This is a genomic window from Cytophaga sp. FL35 (genome assembly GCF_014349235.1).
In the GTDB taxonomy this organism is placed as follows: domain Bacteria; phylum Bacteroidota; class Bacteroidia; order Flavobacteriales; family Flavobacteriaceae; genus Euzebyella.
The window spans coordinates 24,155-49,031 of the sequence record NZ_JACSOH010000016.1 but is presented as its reverse complement, the minus strand read 5'-3'; the positions used below and the strand labels follow the sequence as shown (position 1 = coordinate 49,031).

General features: G+C 38.0%; 25 protein-coding genes. 16 read left to right on the top strand and 9 right to left on the bottom strand.

The window, feature by feature from the left end; genetic code table 11:
* Positions 1-3: 3 nt before the first annotated feature.
* Genes BIZ36_RS13595 through BIZ36_RS13585 form a run of 3 tightly spaced genes read left to right on the top strand, consistent with a single transcriptional unit; the run spans position 4 to position 1,718 of the window.
* Entirely contained in the window at positions 4-807 is an 804-nt protein-coding gene (locus tag BIZ36_RS13595; protein ID WP_187458457.1) for a phosphatidate cytidylyltransferase, read from the top strand.
* The gene (locus BIZ36_RS13590; RefSeq protein WP_187458456.1) at positions 797-1,480 is read left to right on the top strand and encodes a phosphatidylserine decarboxylase family protein; all 684 of its coding nucleotides are present in this window, start codon (positions 797-799) and stop codon (positions 1,478-1,480) included. The genes BIZ36_RS13595 and BIZ36_RS13590 overlap by 11 nt, the downstream gene beginning before the upstream one ends.
* Positions 1,455-1,718 carry an acyl-CoA-binding protein gene (locus BIZ36_RS13585; RefSeq protein WP_187458455.1) on the top strand — a complete coding sequence of 88 codons (264 nt, stop codon included), beginning with the start codon at positions 1,455-1,457 and terminating at the stop codon, positions 1,716-1,718. The genes BIZ36_RS13590 and BIZ36_RS13585 overlap by 26 nt, the downstream gene beginning before the upstream one ends.
* 5 nt (positions 1,719-1,723) lie before the next feature.
* Here the strand turns inward: BIZ36_RS13585 and BIZ36_RS13580 are convergent, their stop codons facing one another.
* From BIZ36_RS13580 to BIZ36_RS13565, 4 genes are read right to left on the bottom strand one after another with little or no spacing between them, the layout of a single operon-like run.
* A complete protein-coding gene (locus BIZ36_RS13580; protein ID WP_187458454.1) occupies positions 1,724-2,485 on the bottom strand; it encodes a creatininase family protein in 762 nt (253 codons plus the stop codon).
* Between the two features lie 44 nt (positions 2,486-2,529).
* Positions 2,530-3,798: a sterol desaturase family protein gene (locus tag BIZ36_RS13575; RefSeq protein WP_187458453.1), complete on the bottom strand. Its 1,269-nt coding sequence runs from the start codon at positions 3,796-3,798 to the stop codon at positions 2,530-2,532.
* A 49-nt stretch (positions 3,799-3,847) separates the two neighbouring features.
* Positions 3,848-4,549 carry a response regulator transcription factor gene (locus BIZ36_RS13570; protein ID WP_187458452.1) on the bottom strand — a complete coding sequence of 234 codons (702 nt, stop codon included), beginning with the start codon at positions 4,547-4,549 and terminating at the stop codon, positions 3,848-3,850.
* Positions 4,549-5,814: a sensor histidine kinase gene (locus tag BIZ36_RS13565; protein WP_187458451.1), complete on the bottom strand. Its 1,266-nt coding sequence runs from the start codon at positions 5,812-5,814 to the stop codon at positions 4,549-4,551. Before BIZ36_RS13565 ends, BIZ36_RS13570 begins: the two co-directional genes overlap by 1 nt.
* A 246-nt stretch (positions 5,815-6,060) precedes the next feature.
* On the opposite strand from BIZ36_RS13565, the gene BIZ36_RS13560 reads away from it, so the two are divergent.
* Positions 6,061-7,197 carry a hypothetical protein gene (locus tag BIZ36_RS13560; protein WP_187458450.1) on the top strand — a complete coding sequence of 379 codons (1,137 nt, stop codon included), beginning with the start codon at positions 6,061-6,063 and terminating at the stop codon, positions 7,195-7,197.
* 16 nt (positions 7,198-7,213) lie between these two features.
* Positions 7,214-7,705: a doxx family protein gene (locus tag BIZ36_RS13555; protein WP_187458449.1), complete on the top strand. Its 492-nt coding sequence runs from the start codon at positions 7,214-7,216 to the stop codon at positions 7,703-7,705.
* A 6-nt stretch (positions 7,706-7,711) separates the two neighbouring features.
* Here the strand turns inward: BIZ36_RS13555 and BIZ36_RS13550 are convergent, their stop codons facing one another.
* Both BIZ36_RS13550 and BIZ36_RS21315 read right to left on the bottom strand, forming a co-directional pair.
* Complete coding sequence (locus BIZ36_RS13550) at positions 7,712-8,296, bottom strand: hypothetical protein (RefSeq protein WP_187458448.1); 585 nt, start codon at positions 8,294-8,296, stop codon at positions 7,712-7,714.
* Positions 8,297-8,559: 263 nt separating this feature from the next.
* Positions 8,560-9,129: a TetR/AcrR family transcriptional regulator gene (locus BIZ36_RS21315; protein ID WP_187458447.1), complete on the bottom strand. Its 570-nt coding sequence runs from the start codon at positions 9,127-9,129 to the stop codon at positions 8,560-8,562.
* A 199-nt stretch (positions 9,130-9,328) separates the two neighbouring features.
* On the opposite strand from BIZ36_RS21315, the gene BIZ36_RS13540 reads away from it, so the two are divergent.
* Complete coding sequence (locus BIZ36_RS13540) at positions 9,329-10,132, top strand: zinc-ribbon domain-containing protein (protein ID WP_187458446.1); 804 nt, start codon at positions 9,329-9,331, stop codon at positions 10,130-10,132.
* A gap of 75 nt (positions 10,133-10,207) precedes the next feature.
* On the opposite strand, the gene BIZ36_RS13535 is transcribed toward BIZ36_RS13540, so the two are convergent.
* Entirely contained in the window at positions 10,208-12,838 is a 2,631-nt protein-coding gene (locus BIZ36_RS13535) for a valine--tRNA ligase (RefSeq protein WP_187458445.1), read from the bottom strand.
* 197 nt (positions 12,839-13,035) lie between these two features.
* Here BIZ36_RS13535 and BIZ36_RS13530 point away from each other — a divergent pair, with 197 nt between their 5' ends.
* Positions 13,036-13,422 (top strand): DUF1573 domain-containing protein, encoded by a 387-nt coding sequence (locus BIZ36_RS13530; protein ID WP_187458444.1) that lies wholly within the window; start codon positions 13,036-13,038, stop codon positions 13,420-13,422.
* 50 nt (positions 13,423-13,472) lie between these two features.
* On the opposite strand, the gene BIZ36_RS13525 is transcribed toward BIZ36_RS13530, so the two are convergent.
* Entirely contained in the window at positions 13,473-14,780 is a 1,308-nt protein-coding gene (locus BIZ36_RS13525) for a PDZ domain-containing protein (protein WP_187458443.1), read from the bottom strand.
* 171 nt (positions 14,781-14,951) lie between these two features.
* Here BIZ36_RS13525 and BIZ36_RS13520 point away from each other — a divergent pair, with 171 nt between their 5' ends.
* From BIZ36_RS13520 to BIZ36_RS13480, 9 genes are all read left to right on the top strand, one after another.
* Positions 14,952-16,142, top strand: coding sequence for a pyridoxal phosphate-dependent aminotransferase (locus tag BIZ36_RS13520; protein ID WP_187458442.1), 1,191 nt, complete (start codon positions 14,952-14,954; stop codon positions 16,140-16,142).
* Positions 16,142-17,158 carry a UDP-N-acetylmuramate dehydrogenase gene (murB, locus tag BIZ36_RS13515; protein WP_187458441.1) on the top strand — a complete coding sequence of 339 codons (1,017 nt, stop codon included), beginning with the start codon at positions 16,142-16,144 and terminating at the stop codon, positions 17,156-17,158. The genes BIZ36_RS13520 and murB overlap by 1 nt, the downstream gene beginning before the upstream one ends.
* A 207-nt stretch (positions 17,159-17,365) precedes the next feature.
* Positions 17,366-17,932 (top strand): RNA polymerase sigma factor, encoded by a 567-nt coding sequence (locus tag BIZ36_RS13510; RefSeq protein WP_187458440.1) that lies wholly within the window; start codon positions 17,366-17,368, stop codon positions 17,930-17,932.
* Between the two features lie 3 nt (positions 17,933-17,935).
* Positions 17,936-18,694: an anti-sigma factor gene (locus BIZ36_RS13505; protein ID WP_187458439.1), complete on the top strand. Its 759-nt coding sequence runs from the start codon at positions 17,936-17,938 to the stop codon at positions 18,692-18,694.
* Positions 18,695-18,779: 85 nt separating this feature from the next.
* Positions 18,780-18,998: a membrane or secreted protein gene (locus tag BIZ36_RS13500; RefSeq protein ID WP_187458438.1), complete on the top strand. Its 219-nt coding sequence runs from the start codon at positions 18,780-18,782 to the stop codon at positions 18,996-18,998.
* Positions 18,999-19,022: 24 nt separating this feature from the next.
* Complete coding sequence (locus BIZ36_RS13495) at positions 19,023-19,577, top strand: RNA polymerase sigma factor (RefSeq protein ID WP_187458437.1); 555 nt, start codon at positions 19,023-19,025, stop codon at positions 19,575-19,577.
* 129 nt (positions 19,578-19,706) lie between these two features.
* Positions 19,707-20,582, top strand: a complete 876-nt coding sequence (gene lipA, locus BIZ36_RS13490) for a lipoyl synthase (RefSeq protein WP_187458436.1) — start codon at positions 19,707-19,709, stop codon at positions 20,580-20,582.
* Positions 20,583-20,625: 43 nt separating this feature from the next.
* Complete coding sequence (gene gap, locus BIZ36_RS13485; protein WP_187458435.1) at positions 20,626-21,636, top strand: type I glyceraldehyde-3-phosphate dehydrogenase; 1,011 nt, start codon at positions 20,626-20,628, stop codon at positions 21,634-21,636.
* The gene (locus BIZ36_RS13480) at positions 21,633-23,876 is read left to right on the top strand and encodes a tetratricopeptide repeat-containing hybrid sensor histidine kinase/response regulator (protein WP_222937394.1); all 2,244 of its coding nucleotides are present in this window, start codon (positions 21,633-21,635) and stop codon (positions 23,874-23,876) included. Before gap ends, BIZ36_RS13480 begins: the two co-directional genes overlap by 4 nt.
* Here BIZ36_RS13480 and lpxK read toward each other — a convergent pair.
* The gene (gene lpxK, locus BIZ36_RS13475) at positions 23,857-24,861 is read right to left on the bottom strand and encodes a tetraacyldisaccharide 4'-kinase (protein WP_187458434.1); all 1,005 of its coding nucleotides are present in this window, start codon (positions 24,859-24,861) and stop codon (positions 23,857-23,859) included. The genes BIZ36_RS13480 and lpxK overlap by 20 nt on opposite strands.
* Between the last annotated feature and the right edge of the window lie 16 nt (positions 24,862-24,877).

The window sequence follows — 24,877 nt, the reverse complement described above, 5'->3', positions numbered from 1 at the left end:
ATTATGAGGGAAATTTTAAGGCGTTCCTTAACCGGCGCTGTTTATATTGTTTTATTATTATCCGTTGTCTTTCTAAGCTCAGATGCTTTTGATTTTCTTTTCATGGTATTTGGACTGGCCTGTCTCAATGAATACAAAAAATTAGTTGGCTTAAAAGGATTACATACATACTTTGCCTATCTAGTGCTTTGGTGGGCATTTATATATTTTGTCACTGATATGTGGCCCATATACACCTTACTTCTTTGTACGTTGGCCACTAACTTCGCCCTTTTATTTTATCTTTTTTATAAAAAAGAACGACTTTTCAACACACTTCAAAAATGGCTTATAGGGCTATTTTATATTGGTGGTGGTTTTATTTTCCTTACAATGATTCCTTATACCAATGATGACTTTGTGAAGTTCCTTATAATAGGTATTTTTATCTTGATTTGGGTGAACGACTCATTTGCCTATATAACGGGCAGAGCTTTTGGTCGCCATAAATTATTTAGTAGAGTTTCTCCAAAAAAAACAGTTGAGGGTGCATTGGGAGGATTGCTTTTTGCCATGGGAACCGCTTACTTTTTGGGAAAATATGAACCTATAATTACCCCGGCGCAATGGGTGTTGATAGCAGTCGTTATTGTAGTTGCAGGTAGCCTAGGGGATTTGGTGGAATCAAAATTAAAACGGGCTGCTGGCGTAAAAGACAGTGGGGCCCTATTGCCAGGACACGGTGGTATGCTTGACCGATTGGATAGTTTGGTCTTTGCGGCGCCTTTTGCTTTTTTAACTTTAAAGATTATTGACTATGTTTCATAGAGAGGGTCAGAAAATTATATTGATCACTTTTTTTATTGTCTGCGCCATTATTCTGGCATCTCAATTTTATGTAGACCTGTTATGGCTACGGTGGATATTGCAAATTGCTGCGGTCATTTTTCTTATTCTCATTTTACAATTTTTTAGGAACCCTATGAGGAGGGCCAATAAAACTTTCGATGAAATTTTAGCTCCCGTTGACGGTAAGGTAGTTGTTATTGAAGAAGTAGAAGAAACTGAATACTTTAAGGACAAGAGAAGGCAAGTATCTATATTTATGTCCCCAACCAATGTACATGTAACTCGCTATCCTGCTAGCGGAAGTGTAAAATTTTCCAAATATCACCCTGGTAAATATCTTGTGGCGTGGCACCCCAAATCAAGTACGGAAAATGAACGTACAACAGTAGTTATAAGGACCCCCAAGTTTGGGGATATCCTATATAGGCAGATAGCCGGTGCGTTGGCAAGAAGAATCGTTAATTACGCTGAAGAAGGTGAAAGTGTACAACAAGGGGAAGACGCCGGCTTTATAAAATTTGGCTCTAGAGTCGACTTGTTTTTACCACTTGACTGTGCTGTTACCGTTAAACTGAATCAAAAAGTGGTTGGTGCAAAAACTTGTATAGCTGCAGTTGTAAAAAAGGATGAAGAAGGAGAAATTACATACTGATTTTGCCAAGGCCGTTGAATTCATCAATAGCTACACAGATCCTTTACCGGCAGATTTGTTGCTAAAACTCTACGCCTATTATAAGATTGCCAATAAAAACTTTCGAAGTCCGGACAGTAAAGTTCCCCTAATCAATGCCTTTAAGGCGAATGCCCTTATCCAAGCAAAAAATATGAAGTGTGAAGAGGCAATGAAAGCTTATATTAAATTGGTAAATACCGAAGTACGCAAAATTTAAGTAAATCATTCATATAAATCCTCGATATCTGCCTTACAAATATCAAGTACCAATTGTGACATTTTTTCCGTAACCCCTTTAAAAAACCGTTCGCCCTTCTCAGCGGTCGCCTTTTCCGGATTACCTACGCCCGTATCTTCGCTCACTTGAGACCATTTTCTTTCCGCCCAGGCCCAACCTTCATTAAGTCCTTTAATCTTCCATTTTTTGGCAATCCCCCTACCCCATTTTTCTTTGCCCAATACCAAATCCGGTCGCAAATAAAGCATTAAACTAGTTTCCATCTCATCTGCGTGATCACCTTCCTCCTCAAAATATGACCCCTTATCTATGACCGATGGAAAAAAGCAAAAGCTGATGAACATTTTCGGAAATTTCAAGCCTAACTCCCGTACCAACGGCTTAAAATTATTACCTCCATGTCCATTAAAAATTAGAAGCTTATGAATACCCTGTCTATTCAGCACCTCTACAATATCGGTAAGGATTGCCATTTGAGTACTTGGATTTAGGTTGATATCCAAATAAATATCAGACTGACCCGTATTTACACCAAAAGGAATAATAGGCAATACAATAGGATTCCCTCCTTTTTCATGTGCCAATCGAGCCATTTCGGCTACCATATGCTCGGCTTGAAAATTATCCGTGGCATAGGGCAGATGATAGTTATGGGCTTCAGTAGCTCCCCATGGCAAAATGGCCATATCAAACTTAGCATCCTTAAGATATTCCCAATTGGATTCAGCTAAAATATAGGGTCTCATAAATTGAATTTAGTTAAAGAAACAAGATTGCATATTGCCAAAACCTACAAAACCAAATCCTTTGAGATAGTTGGCCCTTCAAAGTACGTAAAGTAGATGGTGAGGAAAAGGGTAATTATGAAATAAAGGGCAACCATTAGGCTGCCAAAAGGTACATATAGGTCTAAGCCAAACCAATCGCCAATTAAATAAATATAGGTAAGCCCTACGATAGACCGTACAGACTCGATTACCACAGCAACTGGATTGCGGTCCATAAGGCTTGTATAACCATAGATTCCCACAAAGACGAAAGCTCCAAAGATTAGCAATCCATCTACACCAATATGGGTATAGTTATAAAACATAAACCACAACATCAGTAATGTGGCTATCAACTGAAAAATAATGTAACCATTTAACCATACGGAAGTTTCGGTTTTATAGCGTTCAAAATTATAGACGTCCTCAATAATTTCAATAGGATATAAGTCCTTTACATCACTAGGGCGCCAACCTGTGGGCATTATCCAAATTTTAAATTTATCTGTAATATTTTTAGTTCGCCAAGCATCTTGAACCAATCGCCAAAAGTGCTGAAAGTTTATAAGAATAGGATTCCAGGTCCTGGCCGGTTTCAATACTCCATATTGAGGTGGTACATCTTCCAATTCTTCTTGAAAGGTTCCAAACCATCTATCCCATACACAAAGTATTTGACCTAAATTTTTATCAATATATTGAGGATTTATGGCATGATGTACCCTATGCTGGCTAGGCGTTACAAGAACATATTCCAGCCACCCTAATTTTCCAATATGCTGTGTATGGTACCAAAACTGGGCAAACAAATGTACTGGTGCAAGAATGCCTATAACCTCATTTGGCACCCCCAAAAGAGCGGCAGGCACTAAAAACAAACCAAAGAAACCCAATATATTTGAGATGGGTTGCCTTAGGGCACAGGCCAAATTAAACTCTTCGCTACTGTGGTGAATTACGTGTTGGTTCCAGAAAAAATTCACCTTATGGCTTAACAGATGATTCAAATAACCTGCTAGGTCTATGGCAATAAATGCAACCAACCAAACCAGCCAAGACTGCTCTATATTAACCAAGGATAAATGCTCTACCAAAAACGGATAGGAAACTAAAATTAAACCTAACCCAAGGGTATCCTTAATAATATTGGTAAAGCCGGAGCTTATACTTGAAACAGAATCCAAGACATTATGCTTTTGATCTTTTATGAGGTAACCATACCCAATTTCTATTAGCAGAAGAACTACAAAAAATGGAATGGCATACAAGAGAGCGCTTGCATAGGTTTCCATAGTTTCCAAAATTTTACATTCAAGATAATAAAATAACTAGAAATATGACTTAATCTTCCGTGTGTCGTAAAATATAGCCCTTATTGTGAATGTTTTCTATTTTAATTGTAGGATCACGGTCTAAATACTTTCTAAGTCTAGTGATAAAAACGTTCAAACTCTTTTTATTAAAATAATCGTTTTTGCCCCAAATCTTGATTAAAATATCCTTGTGATTGGAAAGTTTATTTTTTCGTTTCAACAAAAAAGAAAGCAACTCACATTCTTTTACGGTAAGCGTAGTTTTTTCTTCTTTGTAAAACAGTTCTTGGTTGATGGAATTAAAACTAAAATTACCAATTTGAATTAGTTCTGGAGCATTTTTATTTTCCTCCGAAGGCGTTAGTCTATTTAATAAATTTTCTATTCTTATGACCAACTCTTCTTCATCAATGGGCTTTTTAAGATAATCTACGGCACCTAAGTAGAAACCTTTTAGTACATCTACCTTAAGCGACTTTGCGGAAAGGAAAATAAATGGAAAATTAGGGAAGTCATTTTTAATCTTCTCAGCAAGACTAAAACCATCCATTTTGGGCATCATAATATCAAATACCCCTAAATCAAAAGATGAACTTTGGGTATGCTTTAAACCCTCTTCCCCGTTCTTGGCCCAAGTAACGTCAAAATTTTTCATTTTTAAATACTCAGAAAGTAAGTACCCCAAGGCCTCGTCATCTTCCACTAATAAAATTTTTCTTTTCTTGTCCATTATTCTAAAATAGGAATTACCACTGTAACCTTGGCTCCTTGCCCTCTCTCACTATCTACTAAAACCTTGCCTTTGTGCCGCTTTATTACTTTGTACACGTAACTCATCCCTAATCCATGGCCTTTTACCGTATGTAGATTGCCATTGGTACCACGATAAAACTTTTTAAACACGTTTTTTCTTTCCTCGCTGGACATTCCCCTTCCATTGTCCGTAACTTCAATAAATAACTTACAATTTTCAGTATGTGCCTTTAATTTAATTATTGGGTCCTCGGCATATTTTTTAGCGTTATCGAGGATGTTGTTAATAGCATTTTCGAGATGAAATACTTCTGCGTTCAAAAGAAAAGATTCCCCCTTAATTTCATAACCAAATTGCGCATTTTCTATGGATACCAAAGTTTTAAAATTAGAGCATATACTCTCTAAATTTGGTTTAAAATCTACCGGAACCAATTCCATGACGGCCTTTCCGGATTCCAAACTTGCCAACTGCAAAACCTTATCTATATGTGTAGATAACCGTTCTACTTGTTGTCTAACAATTGAAAGTACAGGTTTTTGCTTTTGGGAAGCTGTTTCATCCAACAGTTTGGTGGCCAAACCAATGGAGAAAACAGGTGTTTTTAATTCATGTGTTAGATTATTAATGAATTCATTGGTAGTGGTAATAATATTACTTTGCCAATAATAAGTTCGTAACACCCAAATGATGGTAGCACAGATACCCAAAAGAAACAAGATACTGGGAAGCGTTAGGCCATTAAGTTTTGCCAAAAAATAGTTATTAAGATTCTGAAAGTAAAGTTCTAACACAATTGGAGCATCAAAAGTTTCCTTAAAATATCCTTCTAACAGTATAGGATAGTGATCTAAATCTTCAGTAGTTTTTGGTAAAGAAGGAGAATTTAATGCGTACTCCGTACCTTTTATTTGCAAATTGTATTCAAATTCCGATTCAATTCCCTGATTAAAAAGTTGTTCTTCTATAAAATCCCTCAGAAAATGATTGGCAACTTTTTCCAAACTATCGGCGCTTACCTTAAAAAACGAAGTGTCCTTTTCAATGGCATTACGTACCAAATAAGTCAATTTATTATCTACTTCCAAACCACTTTTAATAACTGTTGAGGTCTTCTCAATTTTAGACTCAAATTGTACCTTGGCCAGATTTAGTCCTATTCTTAGGTATTGATATTGTACAACGGCCAATCCAATAATGGATGCAATGAACAGTATTATATAAAAGTATCTCTTTTTCAAAATCTCTACTAATTAACCAAAACAATTAGGTTGTTTAACCCACTTTAATATTTCATTAAGCACCTTAAACTTTCATTAAGCTTTCTTACTATCTGCTTAAATCTTATTATGGACCATTTCTTCTAAGTTTACCAATGTAAATGATTTAATCATGAGTTCAGTTAATGTGTAAAAACATTTTTCAGAGCCAACTCCTCACCAACGGGGAGTTGGTTTTTTTCTAACCAACCTTTAATTACCTGACCAATGTTACTAAAATCAATTCTTTTTGGCCTTCTATTTACTGCAGCCACTTTCCCATTACAAGCCCAAGGCTGCGTAGCTATCAGACATTTTTCCTCATGTGTTGGAAATAGTCTAGAGAACAATCTAATGAATAAAGGTGATTTTCAAATCGGTACCAATTATAGATATTTTAAATCCTTTAGACATTTTAGGGGCACCGAGGAAGAACCAGATCGCTTAAGCAATAATACTGAAGTAATCAACCACTCCCATTCTTGGGATTTCTTTGCTACCTATGCCATTAGCAACAGATTGTTCACCAGTTTGACTATCCCTACAGTAATCAATACTCGATCATCATTGTATGAGCATGGCAGGGAAGAAAGGAATACAACGTATTCCAGAGGGATTGCAGATATCAGATTTGGTTTTGGATATTGGCTTTTTGATCTTGAAAAAAACCCAAATGGCAACCTAGCTATAGGCTTGGGCGTAAAATTACCGACGGGAGATTTTAATGCTTCCGATATTTTTTACAACGTTGGGCAGGACGGGGGGCCACAAACGAGACCTGTTGACCAATCTATTCAGCCAGGTGACGGAGGATTTGGTATCACGCTCGATTTTCAATTATACCAAAAACTTGCAAACAATCTGTTTAGTTACGCAAGCGGATTTTATCTCATTAACCCGAGGGAAACCAACGGCACGCGAACCTTTAGGGAAACCCTTAGTCCTATTTTGCAGAACGAAGCCATTATGGCCGTGCCTGATCAGTATTCGGCTCGAGTAGGAGTTAGTTATACCATCTCGCCTACAATTTCCTCTTCTCTGGGAGGAAGATTCGATTGTGTTCCAGTAAAGGATTTAATTGGTGGAAATGAAGGTTTTAGAAGACCTGGAAACGTTCTTTCCATCGATCCGGGCCTGAGCTATATGAAAAGTAACTTCACGATAAACCTCAATGTTCCATTTGCCGTTAGGCGTGACAGACCCCAAAGTATTACCGATAAACAAACAGAGGAACTTACGGGCGAACCACGAAATGGAGATGCCGCCTTTTCAGATTACGTAGTGAACTTAGGTATCTCCTATCGATTTTCCAATAACAAGATCAAGCTTAATCCTGAATTAAAAAACACCTTTAGCCAAGAATAAATGAAATAGGAGACAAATGCAATTAGAAAAAAATAAAAATAGATACCTACAAATCTCCATTGGATTGGTCTACTTATGGTTTGGTGCACTTAAATTTTTCTCCAAGCTTAGCCCCGCAGAAGACTTGGCAATAGACACCATTAGTCAACTTACTCATTTTATAATTCCTATGGAGATGTCAATTATTCTTTTGGCCCTATGGGAAACAGGAGCTGGTCTGTGTTTGCTCTTTAATCTGTTTAAAAAGAACACTATTAGAATTACGGCAGTCCATATGATATTGACATTCTCACCCCTAATTTTCTTTCCGCAGTTAATATTTGATGAGAACTTGTTTTCATTAACGCTATTGGGTCAATACATCATTAAAAATATAGTCATTCTAGCTGCACTAGGGGTGCTTTGGTCAGAAGTTAGGGAAGAAGAAAAAAACCTTTTTCCAGAGACAAGAAAAGAAAAGGAAGAGTATTCCGTTTTTGGCTTGATCAAACTTTTTAAACTAAGATAGCTGTCATTAATTGGGACCTACCATAATATGGGCCCTAAATGTACCGGGATCCATTAACCAAGGCATACCTTTGTCATGAGGTTTGGTAGGCAGTCCCGTGGAAGCTGCAGTAGCGAAAGGTGTATATATGACGTACCTGAATTTACCATCCAAAAGTTCGCCTGTTTCCCTGTTATAAGCTTCGTTAGTACCAAAATAAACGTACATCATGCTTGGCACAATAGGCATTTGCCATTTTCCAGCGGCTACCTCTGCCCCTTGAATTTCACGTTTTTCCTTAGTATTCTTCCCCTCAGCGGTCAATTCTCTACCTCGTCTCATGAACGGCTCCAATTCCTTGGAATAGCATGCAACGCTTATTCCTTCATTATGTGGATTATCCGCCAAACATATCATATTATTCGTCCCCTCCCGAAGTACTGTTAAACTTCCACCTTCATCATAACCATAGACCATGGCGCCCGTCTTTTCACTCTCAGGCAAGGGTGCAGTGGCCGTTTTAATTTGAATTTCAGGATTTACTATGTTTATTTCTTGACCATAATCAATAGCACAAGTCAATATACAGATGAAAGTTATAAAAGGTTTCATGGCATTGGTTTTTTTAAAGATACGTAAAACGCGAAAACATTTTGTAAAGTCCTATAAACGCAGAAACCCCTTGACGAAATGACGCGGGGGAAATGTCAAACCGTACTATCGGGGTTTCCATCAACTTAAGAAGAACAAGTCTTAACAAATAAGACTTGGGGCTACAACTTAAACTCTACAAACAATTCAACCAATTGAACTTGGTACAAATGTACTTAAAGATTCGTTATAAATGAATACATATTCATTTATATTGTTAAAAATTATGCTTTAATGGCGTCCCAGCAGATAATGAAGGTCTGTCTAACAATTTCCGGGGTAAGTTTTATTCCTCTGTAGCTCAAATGTCTGGCCAAATTATCTACATAACCGTACATAAGAGGGATAAGAATATCGTCGCTTAAATTTTTAACAATCAATTCTTCCCTCCCAGCTTCAAGAAGTCCGCGTATGTGGTCAACAAAAAGACCATCTATTTTCTTAGTATCCTCATCCAACAAAGGCGAATATCTAAATTCATGCATAAAGGCCACCTCGGCTGTGTTCGAGGTGCGAAATTCAAGTACGTTGGACCAAATGGTAAACAACTGTTGTTTGATCGGTAAGTGTTCTACTGCCGGAAGAATGGACAATGTACCTTCTGAAATAAGGCGTTTATAAAGCTCATTGAACAGCTGTTCTTTACTATTAAAATAGATATAAAGGGTTCCACTGGCAACTTGAGCTTTTTCGGCAATGGCAGACATGGTAATCTTATTAAGGCCTAGTTCCCCTGTTAGCTCAATTGCAGCATTAAAAATAGCTTCCTTTTTCTTATTATCCTTTAGTCTCACACGACTAAAATAGGGAATTAACTGAATATAGATTCGGTTTTAGGAGTAATGACAAGTTTTATAGATACAATACATTATCCAATACTTAGTAGACATAAGGTAACGTAGAAATCACGGATTTCAGGGATGTACATATCTTTCGCCCCAATTAATTTTGCGTTATTCCGTTATTTGTCAAACCAAACCATAATTTTCATATATGCTATTTCTCTTTGGTGTTCGTACATCCGTTCTTAAAGAAGATTATCTAAAAAACACCACATGTCCCCATTGTAAATCAAAGGATTCTATTAAGCTGATAGTAAAAGGAAACTATTTCCACTTTTTTTGGATTCCAATTTTACCGTTGAACAAGACAATCACTGCCGAATGCGACCATTGCCGTAGACATTTTAAAAAGAAAGAGTTTACAGAAGACATGGAACATAGCAAAAATGTATTGCTGCGTGTATCACCAGCCAAAAGACCTCTCTGGCAGGGTTGCGGCTGTCTTGTACTTACGGTACTTTTTACCATTGTAATGTCTCTATCACTCTATGGAGTTTACACAAGATCCAAGGATACCAAAGAAAAAACCATTATTCAAGACCCAAATTACAACATGTTGATTTCGGATTTTAAAACATTGAACGATAAAACACTGGTTACTGAAAACGATTCCATTTCCGGTCTTCTAAGAAATTGCATTAACAATGAAATCGTAAGCGGTATTACCACAAAGAACATCGCCTATTTTTCCAAGAGTAAAGGTGAAAAGCTATTGATACTTTTAAAAATCAAGGATATTAAGAATATTACTCCCAAGTATCGAAAAGATATTTTAGATGTGATAGAGGACTGTTTAAAACAAACCCAACTGAACACTACGTTCAAAAAACATTACATTGGTATTGAAGGAAGATGGAACACCGTTTTGGTTCGTACACCAACAGAGGAAAACGTAACTGGTAGATTTGCGGACAAAAAGCTACTTCTACCCTTTTACAATGAGCAAGACCAATAAAAACCGTTGCAAACCACATTTCCTATTTAAAGGAAATACAACTTACAACGGTCCATCTATAATGCTATAAAGTTGCTATCCCAAACTGGCCAAACTTTTTTCCAAGGTTTCAATTTTAGCCTCGGCATCAGCTTGTTTCTTACGCTCATTGGCAATTACCTGTTCTGGCGCATTATTTACAAAACGTTCGTTTTCCAGTTTCTTTTGAACCGATTTTAAGAATCCACGAGTGTATTTTAATTCCTCTTGTATTTTCTTTACTTCGGCCTCTACATCTATAGCTCCTGAAATAGGTATAAAATACTCATTATTTTTCACCCTAAATGATAATGAGCCATCTACGGCGTTCTCTACGTAAGTTACCTCAGAAACATTGGTAAGTTTTTGAATGACCACATCCCATTTTGGGGAAATGCTGCCCTCATTTAAAACGGACAATTGCAACTCTTCCTTATTTGGTATGTTTTTTTCCTTACGAATGTTGCGTACCCCTGAAACCACCTCTGAAGCAAATTCAAATTCGTGTATCAAATTTTGATTTACCTTCACAGAACTAGGCCACTTTGCTACAACCAAGGCTTCTTCTGGAGTTCTTTCCGCAATATGCTGCCAAACCTCCTCCGTTAAAAATGGCATGAAAGGGTGCAACAATTTTAGGTTATCCTCAAAAAGTTCGATTACCGCATCAAAGGTGGCCGTATCTATTGGCTTTTGGTAGTCTGGCTTAATTATCTCCAACAACCATGAACTATAATCGTCCCAAACAAGCTTATAAATAGCCATTAGGGCATCAGAAATTCGATACTTGGAAAAATGGTCTTCAATCTCTGCCAAGGTCTGATTGAATTTGGCCTTATACCATTCAATTCCTATATGCGAGGATACAGGTTGAGCGATATCTGCCACCTCCCAACTTTTCAATAATCTAAATCCGTTCCAAATTTTGTTGGCAAAGTTTTTTCCTTGCTGGCATAAATCCTCATCGAACATTAAATCATTTCCGGCAGCAGAACTTAATAACAAACCTACCCTAACCCCATCTGCCCCATAATTTTCAATCAACTTTAGGGCATCGGGTGAATTACCCAAGGATTTGGACATTTTTCTTCGCTGCTTATCCCGAACCAAGCCCGTAAAGTACACATTCTTAAAAGGTCTCTCATCCCTATATTCATAACCGGAAATAATCATTCTGGCTACCCAAAAGAAAATTATATCCGGTCCAGTAACCAAATCACTGGTAGGATAGTAATAGTTCACCTCCTTGTTATCAGGCTCTAAAATTCCATTGAAAACACTTATAGGCCACAACCACGATGAGAACCAAGTATCAAGAGCGTCTTCATCTTGCTTTAAGTCCTCTAGGGCCAATGACCTATTCCCAGATTTGTCCTGTGCCAATTGTAGTGCTTCCTCTCTGGTTTCCGCCACCACAAAATCATCTTGGCCATCTCCATAATAATATGCAGGAATTTGTTGCCCCCACCAAAGCTGTCTGGAGATATTCCAATCACGAATATTTTCCATCCAATGGCGGTAGGTGTTCTCAAATTTTTTAGGGAAAAATTTTACCTCATCGGTCTCAAGTACAGCTTTTAAGGCAGGTTTTACCAAATCTTCCATTTTTAGGAACCATTGATCGCTCAAACGTGGCTCAATGACAGCCTTGGTCCTTTCTGAGGTACCTACCTTGTTTACATAGTTTTCCTTCTTAACCAAAAAACCATTTTCTTCCAGTTCTTTGCTTATTTCCTTTCTAACCACAAAACGATCTTTTCCTTCATAATGTAACCCGAAGGAATTTAAGGTTGCGTTGGCATTAAAAATATCTATGGTTTCCAGGCCATGTTTTTCCCCAAGGGCTTTGTCGTTTATATCATGGGCCGGAGTTATTTTTAAACATCCCGTACCAAATTCAATATCCACATACTCATCTTCAATGATGGGAATAACCCTATTGCAAATAGGCACCACTACCTTTTTTCCTTTCAAGTGGGAGTACCTTTCATCATTGGGGTTGATACAAATAGCCGTATCGCCTAAAATGGTTTCTGGACGTGTTGTTGCAATGGTAACCGTTTCTTCACTACCTTCAATCGGGTATGACAAATAGTACAATAGACCTTGGCGTTCCTCATAAATAACTTCTTCATCAGAAAGTGTGGTCAAGGCCTCTGGGTCCCAATTGACCATACGATGTCCGCGATAAATCAATCCTTTATTGAACAAATCAACAAACACTTTGATAACGGATTGATACATATCCTCATCCATGGTGAACTTGGTACGGTTCCAATCACATGAACATCCTAATTTCTTCAATTGCTCTAGAATAACCCCTCCATATTCGTTGGTCCAGTCCCAAGCGTGCTTTAAAAACTCATCCCGTGTCAAGTCAGACTTTTCAATGCCTTCCGCTTTTAGTTTGGCAACCACCTTTGCTTCCGTAGCAATGGAAGCATGGTCCATACCCGGTACCCAACAGGCGTTTTTACCCATGAGTCTTGCCCTTCTGATAAGCACGTCCTGCAATGTATTGTTCAGCATATGCCCCATATGCAGAACCCCTGTTACGTTTGGCGGTGGAATAACGATAGTATATGGTTCTCTTTCATCTGGGGTTGAAAAAAAATAGTTATTCTGCATCCAGTAGTCATACCAATGATTTTCCGCCTTGCGGGGGTCGTATTTTGATGGGATATCCATATTTTGGAATGGTTTTTGACAAGTATGTGTCGGTCCAAAAACAAAAGACCGCCAATGAAGTTTCTGTGTTAATTAATAATGGCAAAAATGCCACTTTATAAATACGAAACAAAAATAAGTAACGTTAACAGATAACAAAAGAATTTTGGAGGTTCATCTGAAAAGATTTATTTTTGAGATTCCCTAAATTTAACAAGATGAAAAAAATAGTACTCGTATTATTTGTTGGCCTACTGGGTTTTACATTAACCGCCCAGGAAAAAGCCGCTAAAATTGAATTTAAGACGGAGACCGTAGATTACGGAGAAATCACCAAAGGTTCAGATGGTGTTCGTGTGTTTGAGTTTACCAACACCGGCAAAGCTCCTTTGATTATAAGTAAAGTAAGTTCTAGCTGTGGGTGTACCATCCCTAAAAAGCCAGAAGAGCCTATTTTACCTGGTAAGACCGGTGAAATTCAGGTTAAATACGATACCAATCGTGTTGGGCCTATTAGAAAAGCTATTACCGTAATTTCAAACGCAGATACACCTACCAAGGTGTTAAAGATAAAAGGAGAAGTTAAAGCCTCAGAAGGCAAATAAAACCTCCACTTAAAGAAAATTGAGAAACCTCGGTCTACGCCGGGGTTTTTTTATTGGAATAATTTGGTAAGTTTAAAAGTGAACAACAAATCTGAATTATAACGATCCACCAATAATTTGATTCTTTTACCCTCTTTTTCATTTACCATCTTTACCACATCTTGCAGTTGGTATTTATGAACCCTTTTACCGTTTACGGCCAAAATGACATCTCCCTGTCGCAATCCCGCTTCATGAGCAGGACTTCCTGCCCTAATAGCCGAAATGACAATCTCAGGCACCAAGCTTAATTTTGTCTTATTCTCAAAGATGAGCTGTACATCTCCAAATTGTTTTTCATCCTCCTTGACAATACCCCTATTGTCTGCAATACTCTCCGCAATATAGCGCATACCGTTGTGCTGTAGATTCAAACCGCTCAAGTTATAATAAAAGGGCTCCTTAAAAAATTTGTTCCTTTTAAAGGCCATTTGATTTTTAGAATAATCAAAAACGATATCAAATCTTTTCAAAATCTCTCCCCCAAGACTTCCATTTCTATTACCAAAACTATTTATTTCGCTATAAGATAACTCATCAGGAAAGGCTGCTTTAGCATCGGAGATCAAAAAATCTCCTAAGCTTATACCCTTAATTTTTGTCCGTTTCCCATACACTAACCCATTAAGCCCCTTGCCCAAAAAAACATCAAAATGTTTTTCAGGTACCTTGATATGCTCATTCTCAAATAGCCAAACAGCGTCACTACTACCCGTATCTACCAACATGGTAACCGGCAACCCTTTGATTCCGTCCAAAAATAAGGTGCTTTGTACGTAAGCTTTTTTATTTCTGATGGCCAATGGCATGGTTTCCATTTTTTTTGATTTCTTGTATTCATACTTCTCTGGGTCAAAAAATCTGATGATTCTCTTTGCGTAGCTTATATCCACAACAAAATCCCTAAACAACTCATAGCCCATTATGCCGTGTATAGTAATACCTAAGGAAGGTGAAAGGTTGATTCCTTTATCCATGACCACGTACAACTTCTGACTTTGGTTTACTATATGGTCAATTTTAAAGGTATTGCCCGAAGAACTTAAAGCCTTAATAGGCTCCCCATGACCTACTCCCCGTATGGTAATTTCCGTCACATTATTGATCTGTACAGAATCCTTGTTACTGATATTAAAGAGTATGGGTTGGCTAACTCCGGAATCCAAAAGAAAATGAAGCTTTGTACCGTTTACTTCAACGGGAACCACAATGAGATTGTTTACCAACTGAAATTTTAGCTTCTGAAAGCTTTTATCCTGTGGTAATTTAAAGTGCTGACTACAAACCAGCAAAGGTGCTAGCAGTAACAACAATGTCATATTTAGGCTCCAAGTCTTCAATTTTCCTAATATTAATCGCCCTACCTCTAACAATTTAGGAATTTTAAGCCAAATATGCTTGATTTTTAACAATTTACAGAAATTGAATTGAGATGGTAGAATTTAGTTTTATCCGATTGGTTTTAGCATTTTTGTGTAAAATTTAGATTTATGCCAAAAGTGTCCCAGAAGGGAATCTCCATGCCAGAATCCCCTATTAGAAAATTAGTTCCATATGCCGAAGCAGCCAAAAAGAGAGGAATTAATGTAATACATCTCAACATAGGTCAGCCAGATATAAAAACGCCACAAGTGGCTTTGGACGCGGTAAAGAACCACAATTTGGAAGTTGTAGAATACAGCAGAACGGAAGGTTCAGAAGAATATAGAACCAAATTAGCCGCCTATTATGCAAAGTATAACATTCATGTGGATGCCAATGACATAATTGTGACCACCGGTGGATCAGAGGCTCTTTCTTTTACCATTGGCAGCATTACTGATTTTGGGGATGAAATTATCATTCCAGAACCGTTTTATGCCAACTATAATGGATTTTCTACGGCCGCAGGAGTAAATGTAGTGCCCATTATCTCAAAGATTGATGATAATTTTGCTCTTCCGTCCATTGAGGAATTTGAAAAACTTATTACCAAAAAAACCAAGGCAATTCTAATTTGTAATCCGGGGAACCCTACCGGTTACCTTTATACCCCCGAAGAAATTGCCAAATTAGCGGCCATTGTTAAAAAGCATGAAATTTTTCTTATTGCAGACGAGGTGTATAGGGAGTTTACCTATGACAATCGTTCACATTATTCTATTTTACAGGAGCCTGGCTTAGAGGAAAATGCCATAGTTGTTGATTCCGTTTCCAAAAGATACAGTATGTGCGGCGCACGAATAGGCTGCATGGTTAGCAAGAACAAGGAACTTATAAAGACAGCTATAAAGTTTGCACAAGCACGATTATCACCTCCAACCTTTGCCCAAATTGCAAGCGAAGCAGCATTGGAAACGCCTCAAAGTTATTTTGATGAGGTAAAAGAAGAATATGTAGGCAGACGAAATCTATTGATTCGTGAACTGGAAAAAATAGAGGGTGTTACCATTGGAAGACCTCAGGGAGCCTTTTATTGCATTGCACAATTGCCTATAGAAGATTCAGACCATTTTGCCCAATGGCTCTTAAACGATTTTTCAATAAACGGCGAAACGGTCATGGTTGCACCTGCTGCAGGTTTTTACGCTAGCGAAGGCTACGGGAAAAATCAAGTGAGAATTGCCTACGTTCTGGAAAAAGAAAGCCTTAAAAGGGCAGTCGGCATACTAAAGGAAGCTTTGAAGAGTTATAAAGGCTAATGAACATACAATCAAATTTTTCGCTTAAAGCCTACAATACCTTTGGAATAGACGCCAAAGCCAGTTACTTTCTGGAAATTAACAGTATAGAGGATTTAAGAAAGGCTTTTCAACTAGATACTTACCCAAAAAAATTTATTATTAGCGGAGGAAGCAATATGCTGATAACGCAACATATAGATGCACTTGTTCTTCATATCAATATAAAAGGAATAGAAGTAGTGCAGGAAACGGATGAAGAGGTAATCCTAAAAATCATGGCGGGGGAAAATTGGCACCAAATGGTCATGTACACCTTGGATAAAGGTTATGGAGGTTTGGAAAATATGTCATTAATTCCAGGGAATACGGGTACCGCCCCCATTCAGAACATTGGTGCTTACGGAGTTGAACTAAAAGATATTTTTGTTCGTTGCGAAGCCATGGACGTAGAAACGCAAACCTTAAAAACATTTACAAAGGAAGATTGCAAATTTGGTTATAGGGATTCCATTTTTAAAAACGAGGTAAAGGGCAAATATGTAATTACCTCCGTCACTCTTCAACTTACAAAAAGAAACCACAAAAAAAATACCTCATACGGTGCAATAGAAGCGAAGCTAAAGGAGAATAACATTATAGACCCTAGTATTAAAGATATTTCCAATGCGGTTATTGCTATTAGACAGGAAAAACTTCCAGACCCAAAAGTTTTGGGTAACAGTGGTAGTTTTTTTAAGAACCCGGTTTTAGATAGAGAAAATTTTACCTCTTTTATTGAGAAGAATCCCCATGCTCCCTTTTACAAGATATCGGAATCAGAATATAAAATACCTGCGGGATGGCTTATTGAACAATGCGGGTTCAAGGGTAAAAGATTTGATGATGCCGGGGTACATAAAAATCAAGCCCTTGTTTTGGTCAATCACGGCAACGCCACAGGAGAGGAAATATTGAAACTGGCCTTTAGAATTATTAAGGAGGTTAAAGAGGTTTTTGGTATAGACATTGTTCCAGAAGTGAACATCATAAAATAACCCCTGAAGAAAATCTCCAGGGGTTATACCAAACCAAACTAACCAAAAATTAAATGTGCAGTTACCAAGTGCACATTTATTCATTAAAATTTTTGCAAAACACTTATATAAAAATCAATTTTATAATTTAGCGTTTTAACATATACGGGCTAAACTACCACATTGGATGCCGATAATCAAATTTTTTTTTGAGACCTTCCAAAATTTATGAGCACCTTACTAGAAAAACACATTGTTGAATTGCTCCAAGAACGCAATGAAAAAGCCATTTCCCTTCTCTACGAACATTATGGAGACACACTGTTAGGTGTTGCAAATAAGGTAGTTAGAAACGAAGAATTAGCGCAAGATGTATTGCAGGAAAGCTTCGTAAAGATTTGGAAAAAATCAGATTCATATGACGCATCAAAGGCAAAACTTTTTACATGGCTTTTTAGGATTACACGAAATACGGCCATAGATAAGTTACGTAGCGTGAATACAAAAAGCGATAAGGAAATCCAAATTGATGTTTCAGACGTATATAATTTAGGCGTCGATAGCACCAGACCGGAGTTTATGGACGTACGTGAGAATCTTGACAAGATAGAACCAAAATACCAGATTGTGTTAGATGCCCTGTTTTTTCAAGGAATGACCCAACAAGAGGCCAGTGATGAATTGGACATTCCGTTAGGAACCATTAAATCACGGTTAAAAATAGGTCTAAGGGAGTTGAGAAAGATATATGGCCCAACACTTATTCTGGTTTTATCGATGAACCTGATACCATAAGACATGAAAGATAAAATAAAACAATTTTTAGATTCGGATACTTTGGAGAAGTACCTCATTGGCACTGCAAGCCAAGAGGAAATCTTGCAAACGGAACGTTACATAGCCATGCACCCTGAAGTTAGGGATGCCTACAATGAGCTACAGGAAAATTTAGAGGCCTATGCCAAACTTTACGCCATAAAAGCTCCTGCTGAACTTAAGGATCAAATTCTTAACAAAGTTCGTAGGGAGCATGTAGGTCGTAAAAAATATTATAGATTGGCCATTGCTGCCAGTGTGGCGGTTTTACTTTCTTTTGGCGCCAGCTTCTTCTTTTGGGACCAAAACCAAAGTTTACAAGAGGAGAACACCATTGTAAATAATAAAATAGATGACCTGGAAGAAACCATGAGGCAGCAATTGGAAGACGTTAGAAATCAATTTATAGTTCTCCAAAACCCACAGACAAAAAAGGTTTCGGTTAAAGGAAATAAGAAGGCAAAGGAATTAAAGGCAGTCGCCTATATCAACCCCGTAAAGAGGCTTTCATACATCAACGTTAGCAAATTACCCAATTTACCGGAAGACCAATGTTATCAAATGTGGGCCGAGGTAAATGGAGAAATGGTGAACCTAGGAATCATACATGAGGCAGATAGCCAAGAAAAACTTTTAGCCCTTCCCTACGCAGACAAGGCCATTAGTTACATCACTATTGAACCAAAAGGCGGAAACCAGACACCAACAGTAGAAAATATTGTTGCCAATCTAGCCTATTAAAAATCAACTATAGACACTTTTATTTCTCAAGCCTCGAAACTTTTGTTTCGGGGCTTATTTTGTATCTTTGCACAAAAGAAATAATATGAAGTTGCTATTATTGACTGTTGGATTAATGGCGGTGGCCTTTGCTGGCATAGCTATTAAAATATGGGCCAAGAAAGACGGTAAATTTGCAGGCACCTGCGCCAGCCAAAGCCCATTCCTGAACAAGGAAGGAGAAGCATGCGGCATGTGCGGTAAGATGCCAGAGGAGCAGGAATGCCGCAAAGACAATAATCAAGAATTTCAGACACAGCTATAACTTTCCCAAAAAAACGCTTCCCATTTGGCAGAAACAAATGACACACAAGCCACTATAAAAAAGGCGCTAGCAGGAAGCCAAATTGCATTTAGTAATTTACTTGATACGTTTTGGAACGGTGTTTATGGCTTTCAACTAAAACGCACAGAAAACGAGAACGATGCCGAGGACATTACCATACAAACGTTCTCCAAAGCTTTTGATAAACTCCATACCTACGATAGTAAATACGAATTTAAAACATGGCTTATAGCCATTTCCAAAAACATTCATGTAGACCTTATACGAAAGCGAAAAAAAAGCCTTGAGACAGGTGAAAACCAGGAGTCTGTAAAAAAAGTGCTGGATGATGCGCCTACCGCGGAAGATGTTCTAATAACGGAACAAAATCTAGCAACCCTACTTTCTCATATTAAAAAGCTTAAACCCCACTACCAAGAGGTAATCAACCTTAGGTATTTTAAAGAATTGAGTTATGCGGAAATAGCGGAACAACTCAATGAACCTATCAACAACGTTAAAGTAAAGATTTTGCGGGCCAAAAAACTCTTGGCACAGGTAATCAAGGGTAAAGCATAGCTTAAAAGGAATGCCTTGTCCATCCAATTCATCAAGCATTTTTATCGGAATCGACTTCTCAACAGCTAGCTTCTTCCAGTGCTAGAAAACCTTTAATTGTTCGTATATTTGTACAAAATAAAAGAGCGTATGAGTACAGATACCGTAGCAAGTGTAGCACCTCCAAAAGGGAAACCAAAATGGCTTAGGGTCAAGCTTCCAACCGGAAAGAAATACACACAGCTTAGAGGTTTGGTAGACAAATATGACCTACACACCATTTGCACTTCTGGGAGTTGTCCAAATATGGGGGAATGCTGGGGAGAAGGTACTGCCACATTCATGATTTTGGGGAATATTTGTACCCGTTCTTGTGGTTTTTGCGGTGTTAAGACCGGTAGGCCTACCACCGTAGATTGGGCAGAACCGGAGAAAGTGGCCCGTTCCATTAAAATTATGGGCATTAAGCATGCCGTTATCACATCGGTGGATAGAGATGATTTAAAAGACATGGGGTCCATCATTTGGGCAGAGACCGTAAAGGCAGTTCGTAGAATGAACCCTTCCACTACACTTGAAACGTTAATTCCAGATTTTCAAGGCATAGAAACTCATTTGGATAGAATTGTGGAGGTGGCTCCAGAAGTAGTCTCGCACAATATGGAAACGGTAAAAAGGCTTACTAGAGAAGTGCGTATACAAGCCAAATACGAGCGCAGCCTTGAAGTATTAAGGTATCTTCGCGAAAGTGGTGTAAACAGGACCAAATCCGGGATTATGCTAGGTTTGGGAGAATTGGAAGAAGAGGTTATTGAGACTATGGAAGATTTGAGAAATGCCAAAGTGGATGTAGTTACCATTGGTCAGTACCTTCAACCTTCAAAAAGACATTTGCCCGTTAAAGAATTCATACTTCCAGAACAATTTAAAAAATATGAGGAAATAGGGTTGAAAATGGGCTTTAGACATGTGGAAAGTGGTGCCTTGGTAAGGTCATCTTACAAAGCTCATAAACACATAGACTAATTTTAAGCCAAACGGATACCAAAGTTTTCCTCCCAAATACATCATGAGAACTACCAAAATAGGCATTAATGGTTTTGGCCGAATTGGTCGTACCTTATTCAGATTATTAAATGAGCATCCAGAATTGGAGGTCATGGCCATCAACGATCTTGCAGATGCCAGAACCTTATCACATTTACTAAAGTTTGACAGTATCCATGGTGTTTTTAGTGCCCAGGTAGATTACCGGGATCAAAAGATATTGGTGGACGAAAAGGAAATCCATTTGTTTAATTGTTCTGAACCAAAGGATATAATTTGGTCCAATTTTGCTGTGGATATAGTAGTAGAAAGCACAGGTAAGTTCAAGACTAAAGATCAGTTAAAGGCCCATTTAACAAATGGGGCCAAAAAAGTAATTTTATCAGCTCCGCCAGCGGATGAAAATATTCCTATGGTGGTCATGGGGGTAAACGAGGAAATGCTGCAATCTGGCGATTCTGTAATTTCCAACGCTTCCTGCACAACGAACAATGCGGCTCCTATGATCAAAGTGATAGATGAACTTTGTGGTATTGAACAGGCCTACATTACCACCATACATTCATATACCAGTGACCAAAGTCTGCATGATCAACCACATAAAGACCTTAGAAGAGCCCGCGCGGCAGGTCAATCCATTGTTCCAACCACAACCGGTGCCGCCAAAGCACTCACCAAAATTTTCCCCCATTTGGCAAATGTCATAGGAGGATGCGGGATTAGAGTACCCGTACCCAATGGCTCTTTAACAGATATCACCTTTAATGTAAAAAGAGAAACTTCCATTGAAGAAGTAAATACATCATTCAAAAAAAATTCGCTTAGTGGATTGAAAAACATACTTTTATATAGCGAACATCCATTAGTTTCCATTGACATAAACAATAGTTATCATTCTTGTACGTTTGATTCTGAGATGACCTCCGTAATAGGAAAGATGGTAAAAATAATCGGTTGGTATGACAACGAGACCGGTTATAGTAGTAGGATTATAGATTTAATTCAGTTGTTGAGACGCAAAAATTACGTTTGAAGTTCGACTTAATAAATAGAAACAATTATAACGTTTTAGTATTTTTTGCCCTGCTCCTATCTTCTATGGGGTGCGTGGCCCAGGAGGCTATTATACAGAAACAGGATACGGTAGAGCTGTTGGACCCAAAAATTCATTTTGAAAGGGCGAGGGAGTATAGTAATCGTAATGAAACCGATCTTGCTTTAGAAGAACTTGAAAAAGCTTCAAAATCTGCAGAAGAAAGGGAAGACGTAAAAGCTCTTATAGATAGCTACCAAGCCCATGCCCTTCTTTATTTAAAACTTTATAAAGAGGAAACTACCTATTTTTTTTGGGATCGGGCAAAGGCACTTCTAAAGGATATTGAATATCCTTCCGGAGATGCCATGCAAAAATACATTGAGGCCATTTTACTCTTTCACGATGGCAAAAATTTTCAGGCCATTTTTTTGTTAAATGAAGCCAAACAGCTAAATAACGACCGTAATTTCTTTAACAATATACTTTTAGCTGAAGCTCAGATTTATATGAAGCTTGAAAAGTATGAGAGTGCGGCAAAGAACTTTAATTCCCTTATTGTAAATACCGATATTTACGAAAGTGACTTTTTGGCTACCCGAGCCTTTTTAGGTTTGGCAGAGCTGAATTTTAAGACCAACAAATGGGAAGAAGCGGCAAAGAACGGTGAGGAAGCTCTCAAAATAGCTAAAAGGAATGCCTTCTCACAAGAGATTTGGGAAGCAAACGAAATGCTTAGCAGAATTTATGAGTCTTTAGGTAAATATAATCTGTCACTAGCGAACAACAAAAATCTACTTTATATACGTGACTCGCTGTTCAACATTGCTAAAATGAAAACGGAGAGTAAAACGGCCGAAAAAATTCAGTTTGATTTTATGAGTGACGAAATCAGGCGTCAAGAGCAGAAAATCGAAGAATTGAACGAATCCAAGAACCAATCGGATATTGCGGCTATTCTTACCTCTGCCCTCCTCATAATAATTACGCTTTTGGCAGTTTCCTTATTTAGGAACAATCAAATAAAACTAAAGACCAACGACCTTCTACAAACAAAAAATACAGAACTCAAGGCAGCCAGAGATGCGGCGGTCACCGCCATGGAAGCTAAAACCAACTTCCTTTCAACTGTAAGCCACGAGTTGAGAACGCCTTTGTATGCCGTAACCGGTCTTACGCATCTGCTGCTGGAAGAAAACCCCAGCGAGAACCAAAAAGAACATTTAAAGGCCTTAAAATTTTCGGGAGACTATTTACTTAATTTCATCAATGATATTTTACAAATAAATAAAATTGATGCTGATAAACTGGAGCCGCTCCATGTGGAGTTCAATCTTAAAAAGGTACTTCAAGAAACTATTGACTCACTTCACCAAAGTGCTCAAAACAACAAAACCAAACTCATTCTTGAATATGATGAAAGCATTCCTTCCCATTTACTTAGTGACCCTATAAAACTATCGCAAATATTCATCAACTTGGTGGGTAACGCCCTTAAGTTTACTAAAAATGGAGAGGTGAAGGTAATGGCCAAAATGCTAAATAAGGACGAGGAAAATGTACGTTTGTATTTTGAGGTACAAGATAACGGCATTGGCATCTCCAAAGATCAACAGGAGAATATTTTTGAAGGTTTTGAACAAGGGTCCATCCAAATTAATCGTGAGTATGGTGGTTCTGGTCTTGGTTTAACCATTGTAAAAAGCTTATTAGGTTTATTTGACAGTAAAATTCAACTAGAAAGCGAATTAGGTAAAGGGAGTCGCTTCTTTTTTGAGTTGGATGTGAAGAGTAAGGATGCCTTGGTAGATGAGGTTTCATTTGAATTGACAGAGGAAGATTTTGATTTCAAAGGACTTCACATTCTCATCGTTGAAGACAATAAAATCAATCAGGTAATCACAAAGAAAATGCTTACCAAAAAAGAAATCACCAGTGATATTGCCAATCACGGTGGGGAAGCCATTGATTTTGCCAAGGAAAATACCTATGATGCCATTTTAATGGATATTCATATGCCTGGAATTGGCGGGGAAGAGGCCACTATTGAAATCAGGAAGTTTGATCAAAAAACACCCATTGTGGCTTTGACCGCAATTTCTTTGGATGACAGTTTGGAAAGCTTTTATGCCGCTGGTTGCAATGATGTAATCACTAAACCGTTTAAACCCGAAGTTTTTTATCAAAAAATTGGGGAGAACATTTTTAACAACAAGAATCTTAAGAATTCTGTTGTATAACCGTTGTAATCTCTTTTAGGAGCACACCTTCATCCTCTTCATAAAACTTGTGTTCCACAGAAATGTACCAAAGATTGGCTACCTTATCTTTTAATCTAACATAATCCTTTTCAGTAGTAAGGACGAATTCCTTCGAGTTCAATTCGCTTATTTCATCCCCAGAAAAATAATGATGGTCGGCATAGCGAAGATGCTCAAATGCAAGGCCATGCTCCTTTAAATAACTTACCAAGGGTTTGGGGTTGGCAATGCCGGTAACCAGAGTTATATCTTTAAAGTTAATCTCTTGTAAGGAAATTTCATTTTTGCCCAACAACATCCTACCATATTCAAAATAACAAAATAGAACAACCTGATTGGCCTTTGGTTTCAGTTTGCCCTTAATTTCGTTCCGGTTTTCTAAGCTTAGGTTTTTTGGGCACTTGGTCACTACAATCAATTGCGCCCTATGGGCCTGGTTCTTTGCATCCCTTAAATCGCCAGTTGGCAAATACCAGTCATCTACATACAAATTGTCATAAGGAGTTAGCAAGACATAAAAGTGGCATCTCACCTTTCTATGCTGAAAAGCATCATCCAATAATATGACTTCGGGCGAAATTAACGATTGCAACATACCTATCCCGTTTTGTCTATCAGCATCGACAGCCACAGAAATATCCTGGAATTTTGAATGAATCTGAAATGGCTCATCCCCCACTTCCTCAACTGTTGTGTTTTTATCCGCCAATAAAAATCCAGAGGATTTTCTTTTATAACCCCGGCTCAACAACGCTACACTATACTGATCCCTTAAACCCTTAATTATCAACTCGGCCATAGGAGTTTTTCCTGTACCCCCAACACTCAGATTACCAATACAAATTGTAGGTGTAGAAAATTCCTTAGAAGAAAGCCACCCCCTATCATAAAAATAATTGCGTACATATACCACTAAGGCATAAATAAGGGAAACTGGGTAAAGGATTTTTCTAAGCAGTTGCATTTTGGCGAAATTATAA

Excerpts from the sequence above, each read along its gene's own strand:
- murB (WP_187458441.1), top strand. The coding sequence starts at position 16,142 with ATGAACATACAATCAAATTTTTCGCTTAAAGCCTACAATACCTTTGGA.
- BIZ36_RS13505 (WP_187458439.1), top strand. The coding sequence starts at position 17,936 with ATGAAAGATAAAATAAAACAATTTTTAGATTCGGATACTTTGGAGAAG.
- BIZ36_RS13510 (WP_187458440.1), top strand. The coding sequence starts at position 17,366 with ATGAGCACCTTACTAGAAAAACACATTGTTGAATTGCTCCAAGAACGC.
- lpxK (WP_187458434.1), bottom strand. The coding sequence starts at position 24,861 with ATGCAACTGCTTAGAAAAATCCTTTACCCAGTTTCCCTTATTTATGCC.
- BIZ36_RS13590 (WP_187458456.1), top strand. The coding sequence starts at position 797 with ATGTTTCATAGAGAGGGTCAGAAAATTATATTGATCACTTTTTTTATT.
- lipA (WP_187458436.1), top strand. The coding sequence starts at position 19,707 with ATGAGTACAGATACCGTAGCAAGTGTAGCACCTCCAAAAGGGAAACCA.
- BIZ36_RS13595 (WP_187458457.1), top strand. The coding sequence starts at position 4 with ATGAGGGAAATTTTAAGGCGTTCCTTAACCGGCGCTGTTTATATTGTT.
- BIZ36_RS13580 (WP_187458454.1), bottom strand. The coding sequence starts at position 2,485 with ATGAGACCCTATATTTTAGCTGAATCCAATTGGGAATATCTTAAGGAT.
- BIZ36_RS13555 (WP_187458449.1), top strand. The coding sequence starts at position 7,214 with ATGCAATTAGAAAAAAATAAAAATAGATACCTACAAATCTCCATTGGA.
- BIZ36_RS13540 (WP_187458446.1), top strand. The coding sequence starts at position 9,329 with ATGCTATTTCTCTTTGGTGTTCGTACATCCGTTCTTAAAGAAGATTAT.
- BIZ36_RS13520 (WP_187458442.1), top strand. The coding sequence starts at position 14,952 with ATGCCAAAAGTGTCCCAGAAGGGAATCTCCATGCCAGAATCCCCTATT.
- BIZ36_RS13550 (WP_187458448.1), bottom strand. The coding sequence starts at position 8,296 with ATGAAACCTTTTATAACTTTCATCTGTATATTGACTTGTGCTATTGAT.
- BIZ36_RS13560 (WP_187458450.1), top strand. The coding sequence starts at position 6,061 with ATGTTACTAAAATCAATTCTTTTTGGCCTTCTATTTACTGCAGCCACT.
- gap (WP_187458435.1), top strand. The coding sequence starts at position 20,626 with ATGAGAACTACCAAAATAGGCATTAATGGTTTTGGCCGAATTGGTCGT.
- BIZ36_RS13530 (WP_187458444.1), top strand. The coding sequence starts at position 13,036 with ATGAAAAAAATAGTACTCGTATTATTTGTTGGCCTACTGGGTTTTACA.
- BIZ36_RS13535 (WP_187458445.1), bottom strand. The coding sequence starts at position 12,838 with ATGGATATCCCATCAAAATACGACCCCCGCAAGGCGGAAAATCATTGG.
- BIZ36_RS13500 (WP_187458438.1), top strand. The coding sequence starts at position 18,780 with ATGAAGTTGCTATTATTGACTGTTGGATTAATGGCGGTGGCCTTTGCT.
- BIZ36_RS13570 (WP_187458452.1), bottom strand. The coding sequence starts at position 4,549 with ATGGACAAGAAAAGAAAAATTTTATTAGTGGAAGATGACGAGGCCTTG.
- BIZ36_RS13575 (WP_187458453.1), bottom strand. The coding sequence starts at position 3,798 with ATGGAAACCTATGCAAGCGCTCTCTTGTATGCCATTCCATTTTTTGTA.
- BIZ36_RS13525 (WP_187458443.1), bottom strand. The coding sequence starts at position 14,780 with ATGACATTGTTGTTACTGCTAGCACCTTTGCTGGTTTGTAGTCAGCAC.
- BIZ36_RS13585 (WP_187458455.1), top strand. The coding sequence starts at position 1,455 with ATGAAGAAGGAGAAATTACATACTGATTTTGCCAAGGCCGTTGAATTC.